The organism is Aeromicrobium sp., from assembly GCF_023146395.1.
Classification (GTDB): Bacteria; Actinomycetota; Actinomycetes; order Propionibacteriales; family Nocardioidaceae; genus Aeromicrobium.
In genome coordinates this window covers 71,184-86,225 of sequence record NZ_JAGLCD010000012.1, presented here as the reverse complement: position 1 = coordinate 86,225, position 15,042 = coordinate 71,184, and the positions used below count along the sequence as shown (strand labels likewise).

The window sequence follows — 15,042 nt, the reverse complement described above, 5'->3', positions numbered from 1 at the left end:
CTCATCGGTCGACACCGCCCATGACGGGGTCGATGCTGGCGACGGCGACGATGACGTCGGAGATCATGCTGCCCTCGCTCATGATCGAGGTGCCCTGCAGGTTGACGAACGAGGGATCGCGGAAGTGCACGCGGTACGGGCGGGTGCCGCCGTCGGAGACCGCGTGGCAGCCGATCTCGCCGCGCGGCGACTCGACCGCGGTGTAGACCTGTCCGGGCGGCACCCGGAAGCCTTCCGTCACGAGCTTGAAGTGGTGGATCAGGGCCTCCATCGACTCGCCCATGATGTGGGCGATGTGCTCGGCGGAGTTGCCCTGGCCGTCGGCGCCGACCGAGAGCTGCGAGGGCCAGGCGATCTTGCGGTCGGCGACCATGGTCGGCTCACCCTGGGAGTCAGCCAGGCGGGCGAGGCACTGCTCCACGATGCGCAGCGACTCCCACATCTCGTCGAGGCGGACGCGGAAGCGACCGTAGGCGTCGGGCTCGTCCCACGTGACGACGTCGAAGTCGTACGTGTCGTAGCCCCAGTAGGGCTGGGTGCGCCGCAGGTCCCAGTCGTAGCCGGTGGCGCGCAGCACCGGACCGGTCAGGCCGAGCGCGAGGCAGCCGGAGAGCTCGAGGTGGCCGACTCCCTTGAGCCGGCGCTTGAAGATCGGGTTGGCGTTGCACAGCGCGGCATACTCCGGCAGGCGCTTGCGCAGCACCGCCACGGTGTCGCGGACCCGCTGGAGTCCGTCGTCGGGCAGGTCGAGCGCGACGCCGCCGGGCCGGAAGTACGCGTGGTTCATGCGCAGGCCGCTGATCGCCTCGAAGCAGTCCAGGATCAGCTCACGGTCGCGGAAGCCGCACGTCATGACGGTCAGTGCGCCGATCTCCATGCCGCCCGTGGCGATGCACACCAGGTGGGAGCTGATGCGATTGAGCTCGAGCATCAGGATGCGGATGTCCTGCGCCCGCTGGGGCACCTGGTCCTCGATCTGCAGCAGCCGCTCGACCGCCGCGACGTACGCCGCCTCGTTGGAGAAGGGCGCCACGTAGTCCATGCGGGTGCAGAACGTGACGCCCTGCGTCCACGTGCGGTACTCCATGTTCTTCTCGATGCCCGTGTGCAGGTAGCCGATGCCGGCGCGCGCGTCGGTGACGGACTCGCCGTCGATCTCGAGCACGAGGCGGAGCACGCCGTGGGTCGACGGGTGCTGCGGGCCCATGTTGACGACGATGTGGTCGCCGTCGGCCAGGGACGGGTCGATCGTGTCCCAGTCCTGACCGGTCACGGTGAAGACGGGTCCGTCGGCCGACTCGGTCGTGCCCGCGTACGGGTCGTTCGTGGTCGTCATCAGCTGTACCTCCGGCGCTCGTCGGGGGCCGGGATCGTCGCACCCTTGTACTCGACCGGGATGCCGCCCAGGGGGTAGTCCTTGCGCTGCGGGTGCCCGGGCCAGTCGTCCGGCATCAGGATGCGGGTCAGGCCCGGGTGGCCGTCGAAGACGATGCCGAACATGTCCCACGCCTCACGCTCGTGCCAGTCCGCCGTCGGGTACACGCCCACGATGCTCGGCAGGTGCGGATCGGCGTCGGCGACCGAGACCTCGACGCGGATCCGACGCCGGAAGCTCATCGAGGTCAGGTGGATCACGACGTGCAGCTCGCGGCCGACCTCGCCCGGGTAGTGCACGGCCGACAGCGACGAGCACAGCTCGAAGCGCAGAGTCGGGTCGTCGCGCAGGTGTCGTGCGGTCTCGACGAGCAGCTCGCGGCGGACGTGGAACGTGATCTCGCCGCGGTCGACCACGACCTTCTCGATCGCGCCGCCGGTCCCGGCCTCCCCCACTCCGTCGACCAGGTGCTCGGCGACCTCGTCGAACCAGCCCCCGAACGGCGCCGTGCTCGCCGGCGGCATCACGACCGGACGGGTCAGGCCACCGAAGCCGCTGGTGTCACCGGAACCGGAGACCCCGAAGGCGCCTTCGCGCACCCCGATGACCTCGAGCTGCTGGGCGTCGCTGGGCACGACGTCGTCCCCCGGCACCGAGCCGGGCGTGGCCGTCTCGTCGGTCACCTCAGCAAGCCCTTCTGCGCCAGGGTCGGGGTGGCGGACAGCGCGACGGTCTCGAGCTCGGTGATCTCGTTCTCGCGGTTCACGCCGAGCTTGGTGTGCTGGATCTTGTCGTGCAGCTTGAGCACGGCGTCGATCAGCATCTCCGGACGCGGCGGGCAGCCCGGGAGGTACATGTCGACCGGCACGACGTGGTCGACCCCCTGCACGATCGCGTAGTTGTTGAACATGCCGCCCGAGCTCGCGCACACGCCCATCGCCAGCACGTACTTCGGCTCGGCCATCTGGTCGTAGATCTGCCGCAGGACGGGCGCCATCTTGTTGCTGACCCGGCCCGCCACGATCATCAGGTCGGCCTGACGGGGGCTGGGCCGGAAGACCTCCATGCCGAAACGTGACGAGTCGAACCGCGGCGCACCGAACGTCATCATCTCGATCGCGCAGCACGCCAGGCCGAACGTGGCCGGCCAGAACGAGGCCTTGCGCATGTAGCCCGCGAGGCCTTCGACGGTCGACAGCAGGACTCCGCTGGGGAGCTTCTCCTCCAGACCCATCAGGTCCACTCCATTCCACCGCGACGCCACTCGTAGGCGTAGACGATCGTGAGGTTGACGAGGAAGAGCAGCACCGCGAGGACCGCGAACCACGTGAGCTGGTCGAAGGCGACCGCGAACGGGTACAGGAAGACGATCTCGATGTCGAAGACGATGAACATCATCGCGGTGAAGAAGTACTTGACGCTGACCTTGCCGCCACCGTCGGGCAGGGGGCTCGGCGAGATGCCCGACTCGTACCGGTCGAGCTTGGCGCGGTTGTACCGGCGCGGGCCGGTGAGCGGCGCGATCGCGATGCTGAACACGGCAAAGCCCGCGGCGAGCGCGCCCAGCACCAGGACCGGGGTGTAGGCGTCCATCGCACCTCCCGCAGGGCATTCGGTCGGATGATCGACGGGCTGTGAACCGGGTCACATCCACGTCGAAGCACACGCTACGCCCGCCTGGGGGTCCCTTGTAACTTAGGTCACACTAAGCGTGTCGCGGGGTCCGCCGGCGGGGTCCGGCTGCGGCAGGATGGACCCGTGCACCCCGGTCCGGAAAGCCCCGTCCGACGGGTTCTCGTCGCGGGGCGCCCGGGCGCCGGCAAGTCCACCCTGGCCCGGCGTATCGCCGATGCCGCGGACCTTCCCTACACCGAGCTCGACGCGCTCCACCACGGCCCCGCCTGGACACCGCGACCCGAGTTCGACGCCGAGGTGCTCGCGCTGGCCGAGTCCGACGCCTGGGTCACCGAGTGGCAGTACCCGCAGGCTCGTCCTGTGCTGGCGGCCCGCGCGCAGCTGCTGGTCTGGCTCGACCTGCCGCTGCGGGTCACGATGACGCGCCTGACCCGGCGCACCGTCGGACGCGTGCGCCACCGCACCGAGCTGTGGGCCGGCAACGTCGAGCCTCCGTTGCGCACCATCGTCACCGAGCCGAACCACATCATCCGGTGGGCCTGGCGCACCCGCCACGACTACCGCACGCTCGTCCCCGAGGCTCAGCTCAGCCATCCCGACCTCGCCCTGGTCCACCTCCGGAGCCAGACGGCCGCCGACGCCTTCCTCACGACCCTCTAGGTTCCGCCACACCCTCGAGGTTCCGCTCGCGAGAGACTTTGTTGGTGGTCAGGAGCGACCTTGTTGGTGGTCGCGAGCGACTTTGTTGGCCGTCAGCCCGGCTTGACGGAGTGGTGCAGGACGACGATGCCGCCGGTGAGGTTGTGCCACTCGACTCGCCCCCAGCCCGCCTCGACGAACCGCAGCGCGAGCCCCTTCTGGTCGGGCCACGCACGGATGGACTCGGCGAGGTAGACGTACGAGTCGGGATTCGACGACACGGCCCGGGCGACCGGCGGCAGGGCCCGCATCAGGTAGTTGACGTAGAGCCCGCGGAACGGCGCCCACGTGGGCGTGCTGAACTCGCACACCACGATGCGCCCGCCCGGCCGGGTGACCCGCAGCAGCTCGCGCAGGCCCTCGACCGGGTCGTGGATGTTGCGCAGACCGAACGAGATCGTGACGGCGTCGAAGGAGTCGTCGGCGAAGGGCAGCCGCATGCCGTCGCCCGCCGTGAACGGCAGGTCGGGGAACTGCCGCTTGCCGACCCGCAGCATGCCAAGCGAGAAGTCGCACGGCACGACGTGCGCACCCGCTGCCGCGAAGGGTTCAGACGAGGTGCCGGTGCCGGCTGCGAGGTCGAGGACCCGCTCACCCGGCTGCGGGTCGACGAGGGCAACGACGGCGCGACGCCAGCGCCGGTCCTGTCCGAGCGACAGCACGTCGTTGGTGAGGTCGTACCGCGCGGCGACCTGGTCGAACATGCTCGCGACCTCGCGGGGGTCCTTGTCCAGGTCGGCTCGACTCACCGGATCACTCTCCCACGGGTATCGTGGATCGTCGTGACCAACCCCGCCGAACCCGCTGCCTCGGACGCCCCCGTGCGCCTGCTGGTTCGCACCCACCAGGTCGAGGTCGACGACCTCCTGGACCTCGTGCCCGAGCGCGACTTCCTCGCCTGGGTGCACGATGGCGACGGCCTCGTGGGCTGGGGCCGGGCGGCGAGCTTCGACGTCACCGGTGCCGATCGGTTCGACGAGGCCTCGCGCTGGTGGGACACCGTGCGCCACCAGGCCGTCGTGCGGGACGACCTCGAGGCGCCGGGCTCGGGGCTCGTGGCGTTCGGCACGTTCGACTTCGCCGCCGACGGGGCCGCCCACCTGACCGTGCCGGAGGTCGTCGTGGGCCGCCGGGACGGGCGCGCCTGGGTCTCCACGATCGGCACGGCCCTGGCTCCCGTCCCCGACCTGCACCCCGGCGACCGCCCCCAGCGGCCCGGAGCGGTCACCTTCGACGACGGCGACGTCGACGCCTGGACCGATGCCGTCGGCGCGGCGGTCCGGCGCATCGACGCCGACGAGCTGGACAAGGTCGTGCTCGCGCGAGCCAGCCGCGCCGAGTTCGAGCGACCGCTCGACGTCCGCTGGCCGCTGAGCCGGCTCGCCCGCGACTACCCGGCCTGCTGGACGTTCCACGTCGACGGCTTCTTCGGCTCGACTCCGGAGATGCTCGTGCGGCTTGATCGCGGCCTCGTGACCTCGCGGGTGCTCGCCGGCACGATCCGCCGCACGGGTGACGACGCGCACGACGCGGCCCTGGCTGGATCGCTCGCGCGGTCCAGCAAGGACCTCGAGGAGCACGAGTACGCCGTGCGGTCGGTCGCCGACGCACTCCACACCCACTGCTCGGCGGTGCAGCGCTCGGAGTCACCCTTCGTGCTGCACCTGCCCAACGTCATGCACCTCGCCACCGACGTCGCCGGGGTGGTCCCCGCGGGCACGTCGGTGCTCTCGGTCGTGGCCGACCTCCACCCGTCGGCCGCGGTCGGCGGCACTCCCACGGCCGACGCGGTCGAGCTGATCGCGCAGATCGAGGGGCTCGACCGCGGGCGCTACGCCGGTCCGGTCGGCTGGATCGACGGCAACGGCGACGGCGAGTGGGGCATCGGGCTGCGCTCGGCCGAGCTGGCCCCGGACGCCCGCTCGGCCCGACTCTTCGCCGGCTGCGGCATCGTCGCCGGCTCGGTGCCCGCCGACGAGCTCGCGGAGTCCGACGCCAAGCTCATCCCGGTCCGCGCGGCCCTCTCCCCCCGCGACTGAAGTTCCGCTCGCGAGAGAGATTGTTGGTACCGGCGAGAGACGTCGTTGGCACGAAGTCTCTCCTGACCACCAACAAACTCTCTCGTGGCCACCAACAAAGTCTCTCGCGAGCGTTACTCAGGTGGGGGTGACGGGGGTGGGCCACCGGGGGGTGAGGGTGTCGCCGGAGGAGGTGCCGCGGAGGCGACGACCGACCCACGGGCCGGCGTGCTCGCGGGCCCAGGCGAGATGGGCCGAGCGGCGCTCCGCCGGCGTCAGCGGCGGGGGCGGCGGCAGCACCGGCGGCCGGAGGTCGTGCTCGACGCCGAGCGCGTCGAGCACCGCGGCCGCCATGCGCTCGTGGCCAGCCCGTGACATGTGCAGGCGATCGACGTCCCAGTACCGGTCGTCGCGATACTCCCGCAGACGCCAGAAGTCGACCAACGTGGCCCCGTGCCGCTCCGCGACCTCGCGCACGAGCTCGTTGTAGATCGCGAACCGGCCGCGCAGGAACGCGAACACCGGCGACTCACCCGGGTCGTACGCCGTGAACATCACGACGTGCGCCTGCTCCGAGAGTCGCGCCACGGCGGTGTCGTACTCCGCCACGAGGGCGTCGATGTCGATCCGGGGCCGCAGCACGTCGTTCGCGCCCGCGTAGACCGACACGAGATCCGGCTCCAGTGCCAGGGCCGGCGCGACCTGTTCGGCCAGGATCGACCGCATCTTGCGGCCGCGGATCGCGAGGTTCGCGTAAGTCAGCTCGGGATCGTGCTGCGCGAGGGCGGCGGCACATCGGTCGGCCCATCCGTGTACCCCGTTGGGGCGGGTGGGGTCGGCGTCGCCGACGCCTTCGGTGAAGGAGTCGCCGAGGGCGACGTAGCGGCGGAATCGCATCCGGCAAGGCTAGACGCCACCTCGGCCCCGACGACCGGGGCACCCGAGAGCACCGGCGGCGTCAGGGCGGGGTACCGCGGCGAGAGGCCGTCGCCGAGCGACCGCCCGCGCAGACGGCGCACGAACCACGGGAACGCGTGCCGGGCCAACCACGCCAGTCGGTGCCGGCGCCCGCGCGGAGCGAGCACCGACGACGGCTCGGCCGGCACCATGGGCCCGAGGCCGATCGCCTCGCAGACCGCACCAGCCACGATCTCGTGCCCCGGCGCGGCCAGGTGCAGACGATCGTCGCCCCACAACCGGCGGTCACCCAGATCGAGCACGTCCCAGAGGTCGACGACGGTGGCACCGTGGCGACGCGCGATCCGCCGGACGAGCTCGTTGTAGATTGCGATGCGCCCCCGGAAGGGACGGAAGATCCACACCGGCTCGGGGTCGCTGATCGTGAACAGCAGCACTCGAGCACCCGTGGCGCGGACCGTGACGACGACGTCCTCGTAGACCGCCATGAGCTCGTCCATGCGGACCCGCAGGTGCATCAGGTCGTTGACCCCGGCGAACATCGCGACGAGGTCGGGGCGCAGCGCGAGCGCCGGCCCGAGCTGCTCCGCGACGATCTGCTCGAGGCGCTTGCCGCGGATCGCGAGGTTGGCGTACTGCACGCCCGGCGTCACGGCCGACATCTGCTCGGCGACCCGGTCGGCCCACCCGCGCACACCGTTGGGTCGCTGGGGATCGGGGTCGCCCATTCCCTCGGTGAAGGAGTCACCGAGGGCGACAAACCGCCGGTGGATGATCCGCCTCGTCACCCCTGCAGGCTACGGGGCGACACGCGGCCCACCGCCAGGCGGCCGGTGAACGACACGTGACCCGACGGGCAACTCTCGTCGCCCGCCGGGCCCGGGGCCGCCCGCGGACCGGGTCAGCGCAGCGTCTTGCGACCGCCGTAGAGCAGGTTGATCAACATGGCCGCGTTCTTGTCGGTCTTCTCGTCGCGCTGCATCGAGGTCAGGTTCAGGAGCGGCTTGAACCGTTGACGCGTGATGGACTTGGCGTACGTGAACTCGCGCAGACCGTCGGCGCCGTGGATGCGTCCGAACCCGGAGTCACCGACACCGCCGAACGGCAGCGACGGGACGCCGGCGAACATCGCGACGGCATTGATCGAGGTCATGCCCGAGCGGATCCGCTCCGCGATGCTGACCGCCCGCCGCTTGCCGTAGACCGAGCCCGCGAGGCCGTACGCCGTGGCGTTCGTGAGCTGCACCGCCTCATCCATGTCGTCGACCGGGTTGACCACGAGCGTGGGCCCGAAGGTCTCCTCCGTGACGGCCTGGGAGTCCTCCGGCACGTGCGTGATGATCGTGGGCTGCACGAAACGGTCGCCGACCGCGTCCGAGCCACCGAGGACCACGCGGCCCCCCTTGGCGATCGCGTCGTCGATGTGGCGCTGGATGACGTCGAGCTGCGAGGGCATCGTGATGGGCCCGATCAGCGAGTCGGGCGCGGCATGCGCCGTGACGGCGCGAGCCTGCTCGAGCAGCTCGGTCATGAACGGCTCGAAGACCGCCCGGTGCACGTACACGCGCTCGGCGCCGATGCAGGTCTGCCCCGCGTTGGACATGCCCGACCAGAGCACACCCTCGGCGGCCGCGGCCAGGTCGGCATCCTCGTCGACGATGACCGAGTCCTTGCCGCCCGCCTCGATCACGACCGGCACGAGGTTCTCGGCGCACGCGGACATGACGCGCTTGCCGGTGTTGGCCGAGCCCGTGAACGCGACCTTGTCGACGCCCGCGCGACACAGCGCCGCACCGGTCTCGCCGTAGCCCGTGACGAGCTGCAGGACCGGGCGACCACCGACAACCTCGGTGAACGTGTCGACGAGCCAGCGGCCGACCCCCGGCGTGTACTCACTGGGCTTGAACACGACGCCGTTGCCGGCCGCCAGCGCGTACGTGATCGAGCCGAGCGGGGTGAAGACCGGGTAGTTCCACGGTCCGATGACCCCGATCACGCCGAGCGGGTTGTAGCGCACCGACGAGGCGTGGTTGATCGCGAAGACTCCGGAGGAGACCGACGACGGCCCCAGGACCTTCTTGGCGTTCTTGGCCGCCCAGTTCACGTGGTCGATCGCGAGCCCGATCTCGAGCTGGGCGTCGCCGTGCGGCTTGCCCGTCTCGAGGTGCACCAGGTGCGAGATCTGGGCGAGGCGCCGGGTGATGACGCTGCGCCACTGCAGCAGGAACTCCTTGCGGCCATCGAAGCCGATGTCGCGCCACCAGATCGCGGCCAGGCGCGACCGCTCGACAGCCGCCTCGACCTCTTCGGCACTGTGGATCGCGTGCTCACCGACGACGTCGCCGGTGCGGGGGTCGAGCGACTCGAACGTGGGGCCCTCGCGGACCGGCAGCGAGGAGATCGGGGGCTCGCCCGCGCCGAACAGCGGGCCGGACAGCTCGGGACCAGAGGGCGAAACACTCATCGTGACTCCTTGATGAGATCGGCGGCCTTCTCGCCGATCATGATGGTCGGGGCGTTGGTGTTGCCGCGCGGGACGCGGGGCATCACGGAGGCGTCGGCCACCCGCAGGCCCTCGACGCCCATGACGCGCAGGTCGGCGTCGACGACCTTGCCCAGCGAGCACGTGCCTACCGGGTGGTACACGGTCTGGCCCAGCCGCGAGATCGTCGCGATGATCTCGTCGTCGGTGGGGTTCCAGCTGCTCGGCGTCCAGGGGCGGTCGACGTAGCGGGTGAGCGGCCCGGTGGACGCGATCTCGAAGGCCGTGCGCATGCCGACGAGGATGCGGTCCAGGTCGGACGGCTCGGAGTAGTAGGCCGGATCGATCTCGGGGTGCCAGGTGGGGTCGGCCGAGCGGAGCGTGATCTGGCCGACGCTCTCGACCCGCACGAGGGTGGGCGCGATGACGAGTCCGCGCTTGGTGACCTCGTGGAGGCCGTTGTCCCAGAAGCCCGTGGGCAGCACGTGCAGCTGCAGGTCGGGCGCCGGCTGGTCGTCGCTGGACTTGAGAAAGGCCCCCGACTCGGCGACGTTCGAGCTCAGCGGACCACGGCCGAGCTTCTGCGCCTTCAGCAGGTTCACCAGGTTCAGGCTCTCGGCCAGGTCGGACGTGTTCTTGGTGTCGAACAGCACGGCCGTGATGGGGTGGTCCTGCAGGTTGCGGCCGACCTCCGGGGAGTCCACGACGACGTCGATGCCATGCTCGCGCAGCTGCGCACCCGGCCCGATGCCCGACAGCATCAGCAGCTGGGGGCTGTTGACCGCCCCGCCCGACAGGACGATCTCGCCCTCGGCGCTGACCGTCTCGGTGACCCCGTGGCGGCGATACGTGACCCCCGTGGCGCGCGTGCCGTCGAGCTCGATCTTGGTGACGAACGCCTCGGTGCGCACCGTGAGGTTCGGGCGGTCCATCGCGGGACGGATGAAGGCGTCGGCGACCGACCAGCGTCGACCCTTGCGGCACGTGACCTGGTAGAGGCCGGCGCCCTCCTGCTCGGCACCGTTGAAGTCGTCGGTGGGCTTGAGTCCCGAGGCGACCGCGGAGTCGACGAAGGCGTGCGTCAGCTCGTGGTTGTACCGGCGGTCCTCGACCCAGAGAGGCCCGTCGGACCCGTGGTACTCGCCTCCGAGGCGCTGGTTGCCCTCGGAGCGCTTGAAGTACGGCAGGACGTCGTCGTAGCCCCAGCCGTCGGCGCCATGGACGTCGCGCCACTCGTCGTAGTCGGCCCGGTTGCCGCGGATGTAGATCATCGCGTTCATCGACGTGCAGCCGCCGAGGGCCTTCATCCGGGGCCAGTCGGAGCGACGCCCGGAGAGCATCTTCTGCGGCGTCGTGCGGTAGGCCCAGTCCCACTTGGTGCGGAACAGGGTCGAGAAGCCGGCCGGCAGGTGGATCATGTCGTCGTCGTCCATGGGCCCTGCCTCGAGCAGCAGCACCCGGACCTGCGGGTCCTCGCTGAGCCGGGCGGCGATGACGCCGCCCGCGCTTCCGGACCCGATGATGACGTAGTCGAAGACCTCGGAATTGTGACCCACGCCACCACCGTACTCCCGGTCGGTTGACCGTGCCAGTGTCGCTGTCAGAATGCGGCGACGGCGGCCGCGGAGAGGGCCGCGGCGTCGGCTCGGCGCGTCGACCGGTCGAGCGGCACCTCGACGACCGAGAGCCCGCGGGGCGCCACGGTGAGTGCCCGGGCGAGGTCGTCGACCGCCACGATCTCGTGGGCCACCCCGTGGGCCCGGCACAGCGCCGCGAGGTCGGCCCCGGTGGGCGTGCCGTAGATCCGCTCGAACGCGTCGGCGAAGGGCGGGGCGCCCTGCTCGAGCAGTGAGAAGATCGCACCGCCGTCGTCGGACGCGACGACCACGCGCAGGTCGGGGCGAGGCTCGGCGGGTCCGATCAGGAGTCCGTTCGCCCCGTGCAGGAAGGTCAGGTCGCCGACGAACGCCGTGGCGGGTCGCCCGGCCGCGAGGGCGACGCCCGCGGCGGTCGAGAGCATGCCGTCGATGCCGGCCAGGCCCCGGTTCGCCACGACCAGGTCGGGGGCCGGCCCGGGGGGCAGCAGGTCGAGGTCACGGACCACCGACGACGAACCCACCACGAGGACGCCGCCGGCGCTCGCCCGCCACACGGCGCCAGCGAGCCGGTGGGCCGCCGGCGCGAGGTCCTCGATCGCCGCGCCGGCGACCCGGTCCGCCTCGACCCACGCGGGGAACCAGTCGGTGTCGTCGGCCTCGTCGACGTCGACCCGATCGACGAACCGGACGTTCGGTCCCGCCGGACCCGGGAAGGTGTGGCGCCCGCCCACGTGGACCACCTCGATGTCGTCGCGCAGCAGCAGCGAGGTCACGGGCCGTGACAACGTGGGGTGGCCGAGGCACACGACCCGCTCGATCCGGTCGGCGACGGGGTGGCCGGCCAGGATCAGCCGGTAGGCGCCGATCGCGTGCTCGTCGCGGGCGCCGGAGCTGGGCTCGGCCAGCAGCGGCCACCCTCCGGAGTCGGCGATGCGGCGAGCCTCGGGACCGGCGCCGTCGCCGGCGACCACGACCGTCCGCGGCCCCGGGGCCAATTGCTCTCCCGGCATCGGCATCGGGACCGGCGGCACGCACCGCTCCACCTCGAAGTACCACGAGCGATTCTCGATCAGGGGCTCGTCGAGCTCGAGGTTGAGGTGCACGGGTCCGGCGCTCGGCCGGAGCCCCTCGACCGTGTCGACGAACCTCACCCGGGGGAAGATCTCGCGCTGGTCGGTGGTCTGGCTGGCGCCCGTGCCGCGCATGCGCGCCGGCCGGTCGGCCGTGACGGCGACGACCCGCGCGCCGGTGTGCCAGGCCTCGAGCATCGCCGGGTGAAGATTGGCCACCGCCGTGCCCGACGTCGTGACGACCGGCACCGGCAGCCCCGTGACCTTCGACATCCCCAGCGCGAGGAACCCGGCCTCCCGCTCGTCGACCCGGACGTGCAACCGCATCAGCCCCTGCGCATCGGCCGCGTGCAGGGCCAGCGCCAGGGGTCCTGACCGCGACCCCGGGGCCAGCACCGCCTCGGTCGCGCCGAGCCCCAGGAGGCGCTCGACGAGCAGGCGGGCGGTCTCCACCGACTCCGGAGCGGCACTCATGCCGGCCGTCCCGCGAGCGGCGCGACCCGGGCGACCCGGTCGAGCCACCAGGCCGTGCGCTCGTCATCGGCCCGGACGGCACGCAGGCGCTCCAGGTCGGGGACGGGGCGGCGCACCGAGAGCAGCCCGTCGACCGGCGCGAGCGGGTCCGCGACGACATCGTTCTCGAGCAGCGCCTGGGTGCCCAGCCCGCAGGCGTAGGGCAGCTCGGGCAGCGCGGCAGCGAGCGCGAGCCCCGCAGCCAGGCCCACGGAGGAGTCGACCGCACTGGAGACCACGATCGGCAGACCGATCTGCTCCGCGATCGTCAGGCAGGCCCGCACGCCGCCCAACGGGGCGACCTTCAGGACCGCGATGTCGGCGGCCTCGAGCTCGGCCACGCGATAGGGGTCGTCGGCCTTGCGGATCGACTCATCGGCCGCGACGAGCACGTCGGTCTCCCGCCGGACGCGGGCGAGGTCCTCGACCCGCTGGCAGGGCTGCTCGACGTACTCGAGCCCGACCTCGGCGTCGAGCGCGCGGACGGCGGCCACGGCCTCGGCAGCGCTCCATCCCCCGTTCGCGTCGACGCGGACACGACCCTCCGGGCCCAGCGCCTCGCGGACCGCCGCGACGCGGGCGAGGTCGTCGGCCAGGCCCTGGCCCTGCTCGGCAACCTTGACCTTGGCAGTCCGGCACCCCGACGCCCGCACGATCTCCGCGGCCCGCTCGGCCGTGACGGCCGGGACGATGCAGTTGACGGGCACCTGCTCGCGCACGGGTGCGGGCCACCCGAGTGTGGCCGCCTCCTCCGCCGCAGCCCACCAGGAGCGGGCCTCGGCGTCGCCGTACTCCAGGAACGGTGCGAACTCGCCCCAGCCGGCCGGGCCCACGATCAGGACCCCCTCACGCCGCGTGATGCCGCGGAAGCGGTCGCGCAGCGGCAGCGAGAACACGATCGGTGTCGCAGAGGACGTCACACTCAGGGAGCCTAGTCACCCGAGCGACCGTAGGCTCGAGACATGGCCACCATCGCAGTCGTCGGAGGGGCGGGCCAGATCGCTCGCCTCCTTCATCCCAAGCTCATCCATGCCGGCCACCAGCCGCGCGCGCTCGTCCGCCGCCAGGAGCAGGCCGACGAGCTCGAGCAGGCGGGGGTCGAGACCCGGTTGTTCGACATCGAGAACGACGACGACGAGGCGTTGCAGGCCGCGCTCGAGGGTGCCGACGCGGTCGTCTTCGCCGCCGGCGGCGGGCCGGACGGTGACGCTGCCCGCAAGCGCACGGTCGACCTCGAAGGCTCGATCCGGTCGGCCCAGGCCGCCGAGGCGCTCGGCATCGCGCGCTTCGTCCAGGTCTCGGCGATCGGTGTCGACGCTCCGCTCGGCGACGACGTCGAGAACGTGTGGCGCGTCTACGTCGAGGCGAAGCGCGACGCGGACGCGCACCTGCGCAACTCATCGCTCTCGTGGACGATCCTGCGTCCGGGCGGCCTCACCGACGACCCCGGCACCGGGCAGGTCACGCTCGGCGTCGACGTCGCCCGGGGTGAGATCCCCCGCGAGGACGTCGCCTCGATGATCGCCGCAGTCGTCGACGACGGCCGCTCGGTCCGCCAGCAGTGGGACCTCGTGGGCGGCACCACGCCCGTCCTCGAGGCCGTCACCCAGGCCACCGCCGGGACCCACTGAGACGTACCGCTCGCGAGAGACTTTGTTGGTGGTCACGAGTGACTTTGTTGGTCCACCGCCGCAACAAACTCTCTCCTGTGCACACACAAACTCTCTCGCGAGCGGAGATTCAGGTGGCGAGGGCGCGGGCGGCGATGCGGTCGGGCTTGCCGTTCGCGAGCATCGGCACGGCGTCGACCAGCACGACCTCGCGCGGACCCCACGTGCGCGGGTGGCCGGCAGCCTCGACCGCGTCGCGGAGCCGCTCGGCAGAGAGACCGTCGAGGCACACGGCGTCGGCCGGCACCACGAGCGCGACGACGCGCTGCCCCCACTCCTCGTCGTCGACGCCCACCGCCAGGGCGTCGACGACTCCCGCGGCGTCCTGCAGCGCCTCCGTGACGGCGGGGAGCGGCACGTTGACGCCACCGCTCAGGACGACGTCGTCGATGCGCCCCAGGACCCTCAGCTCCCCGCCGACGAGCTCGCCGCGATCGCTCGTGGCGAACCACTCGTCGGTGCGGGGCGCACCCAGGTACCCGTCGAACAGGACGTCGCCGGCCACCATGACCTGGCCGTCGTCGATCCGCAGCCGCACGCCGTCGAGCGGGAAGCCGTCGTAGACGCAGCCGCCGCACGTCTCCGACATGCCGTAGGTCCGCACGACCGTGAGTCCGGCGTCCTCGGCCCGCTCGACCAGCGACGGACGCACGGGTCCGCCTCCGACCAGCACGGCGTCGAGCTCGGCCCACGGCCCCGCGCGGTCCGCCTCGAGCAGGCGGTGCAGCTGGGTGGGCACGAGCGAGGCGTAGCGGCGGTCGGCCGAGTACGCGTCGATCGAGGTGACCGGCTCGATCCCGGTCAGCAACGACCGGACGACGACCTGCAGCCCGGCGACGCCGGTCGGCGGCACCGCCAGCAGCCACTGACCCGGGCCACCGAGTCGGGCGTGCGTGGCGGTCGCCGAGGCCCTGACCGCGCTCGGCGAGAGCACGACGTCCTTGGGGCGCCCCGTGCTGCCGCTCGTGCGGATCCACAGGGGCTCGTCGCCCTCGATCCAGGTGCGCAGCAGCGGCACGAGCTCGTCGACGGTCCCCGAGACCGGCCGGAGCGACGCGGTCACG

Annotated in this window: 14 protein-coding genes and 1 pseudogene; 3 read left to right on the top strand and 12 right to left on the bottom strand. The window is 71.7% G+C overall.

The window, feature by feature from the left end:
• Window position 1: 1 nt before the first annotated feature.
• Genes KAG51_RS10270 through KAG51_RS10255 form a run of 4 tightly spaced genes read right to left on the bottom strand, consistent with a single transcriptional unit; the run spans window position 2 to window position 2,968 of the window.
• Window positions 2-1,336 (bottom strand): NADH-quinone oxidoreductase subunit D, encoded by a 1,335-nt coding sequence (locus KAG51_RS10270; protein ID WP_290583305.1) that lies wholly within the window; start codon window positions 1,334-1,336, stop codon window positions 2-4.
• The gene (locus KAG51_RS10265; protein WP_290583515.1) at window positions 1,336-2,010 is read right to left on the bottom strand and encodes an NADH-quinone oxidoreductase subunit C; all 675 of its coding nucleotides are present in this window, start codon (window positions 2,008-2,010) and stop codon (window positions 1,336-1,338) included. The genes KAG51_RS10270 and KAG51_RS10265 overlap by 1 nt, the downstream gene beginning before the upstream one ends.
• A gap of 44 nt (window positions 2,011-2,054) precedes the next feature.
• Window positions 2,055-2,609 (bottom strand): NADH-quinone oxidoreductase subunit B, encoded by a 555-nt coding sequence (locus tag KAG51_RS10260; RefSeq protein ID WP_290583303.1) that lies wholly within the window; start codon window positions 2,607-2,609, stop codon window positions 2,055-2,057.
• Complete coding sequence (locus tag KAG51_RS10255) at window positions 2,609-2,968, bottom strand: NADH-quinone oxidoreductase subunit A (protein WP_290583301.1); 360 nt, start codon at window positions 2,966-2,968, stop codon at window positions 2,609-2,611. The genes KAG51_RS10260 and KAG51_RS10255 overlap by 1 nt, the downstream gene beginning before the upstream one ends.
• Before the next feature lie 165 nt (window positions 2,969-3,133).
• On the opposite strand from KAG51_RS10255, the gene KAG51_RS10250 reads away from it, so the two are divergent.
• Window positions 3,134-3,670 (top strand): AAA family ATPase, encoded by a 537-nt coding sequence (locus KAG51_RS10250; RefSeq protein WP_290583299.1) that lies wholly within the window; start codon window positions 3,134-3,136, stop codon window positions 3,668-3,670.
• Between the two features lie 92 nt (window positions 3,671-3,762).
• Here KAG51_RS10250 and KAG51_RS10245 read toward each other — a convergent pair whose 3' ends face one another.
• Complete coding sequence (locus tag KAG51_RS10245) at window positions 3,763-4,458, bottom strand: demethylmenaquinone methyltransferase (RefSeq protein ID WP_290583297.1); 696 nt, start codon at window positions 4,456-4,458, stop codon at window positions 3,763-3,765.
• 33 nt (window positions 4,459-4,491) lie between these two features.
• On the opposite strand from KAG51_RS10245, the gene KAG51_RS10240 reads away from it, so the two are divergent.
• A complete protein-coding gene (locus tag KAG51_RS10240; RefSeq protein ID WP_290583295.1) occupies window positions 4,492-5,748 on the top strand; it encodes an isochorismate synthase in 1,257 nt (418 codons plus the stop codon).
• 117 nt (window positions 5,749-5,865) lie between these two features.
• Here KAG51_RS10240 and KAG51_RS10235 read toward each other — a convergent pair whose 3' ends face one another.
• From KAG51_RS10235 to KAG51_RS10210, 6 genes and pseudogenes are all read right to left on the bottom strand, one after another.
• The gene (locus KAG51_RS10235; protein ID WP_290583293.1) at window positions 5,866-6,624 is read right to left on the bottom strand and encodes an SGNH/GDSL hydrolase family protein; all 759 of its coding nucleotides are present in this window, start codon (window positions 6,622-6,624) and stop codon (window positions 5,866-5,868) included.
• Window positions 6,625-6,878: 254 nt separating this feature from the next.
• Window positions 6,879-7,433: pseudogene (locus KAG51_RS10230) on the bottom strand (SGNH/GDSL hydrolase family protein); the annotation flags it as partial.
• A gap of 113 nt (window positions 7,434-7,546) precedes the next feature.
• Complete coding sequence (locus tag KAG51_RS10225) at window positions 7,547-9,109, bottom strand: aldehyde dehydrogenase family protein (RefSeq protein WP_290583291.1); 1,563 nt, start codon at window positions 9,107-9,109, stop codon at window positions 7,547-7,549.
• Complete coding sequence (locus tag KAG51_RS10220) at window positions 9,106-10,683, bottom strand: GMC family oxidoreductase N-terminal domain-containing protein (protein ID WP_290583289.1); 1,578 nt, start codon at window positions 10,681-10,683, stop codon at window positions 9,106-9,108. Before KAG51_RS10220 ends, KAG51_RS10225 begins: the two co-directional genes overlap by 4 nt.
• Before the next feature lie 44 nt (window positions 10,684-10,727).
• Window positions 10,728-12,269: a thiamine pyrophosphate-binding protein gene (locus KAG51_RS10215; protein WP_290583287.1), complete on the bottom strand. Its 1,542-nt coding sequence runs from the start codon at window positions 12,267-12,269 to the stop codon at window positions 10,728-10,730.
• On the bottom strand, window positions 12,266-13,228 hold the full coding sequence (locus KAG51_RS10210) for an o-succinylbenzoate synthase (protein ID WP_290583285.1): 963 nt from the start codon (window positions 13,226-13,228) through the stop codon (window positions 12,266-12,268). The genes KAG51_RS10215 and KAG51_RS10210 overlap by 4 nt, the downstream gene beginning before the upstream one ends.
• 42 nt (window positions 13,229-13,270) lie before the next feature.
• Between KAG51_RS10210 and KAG51_RS10205 the strand changes: the two genes are divergently transcribed.
• Entirely contained in the window at window positions 13,271-13,939 is a 669-nt protein-coding gene (locus KAG51_RS10205) for an SDR family oxidoreductase (protein ID WP_290583283.1), read from the top strand.
• A 109-nt stretch (window positions 13,940-14,048) separates the two neighbouring features.
• Here the strand turns inward: KAG51_RS10205 and KAG51_RS10200 are convergent, their stop codons facing one another.
• A complete protein-coding gene (locus KAG51_RS10200) occupies window positions 14,049-15,041 on the bottom strand; it encodes an AMP-binding protein (protein ID WP_290583281.1) in 993 nt (330 codons plus the stop codon).
• Window position 15,042 lies beyond the last annotated feature (1 nt).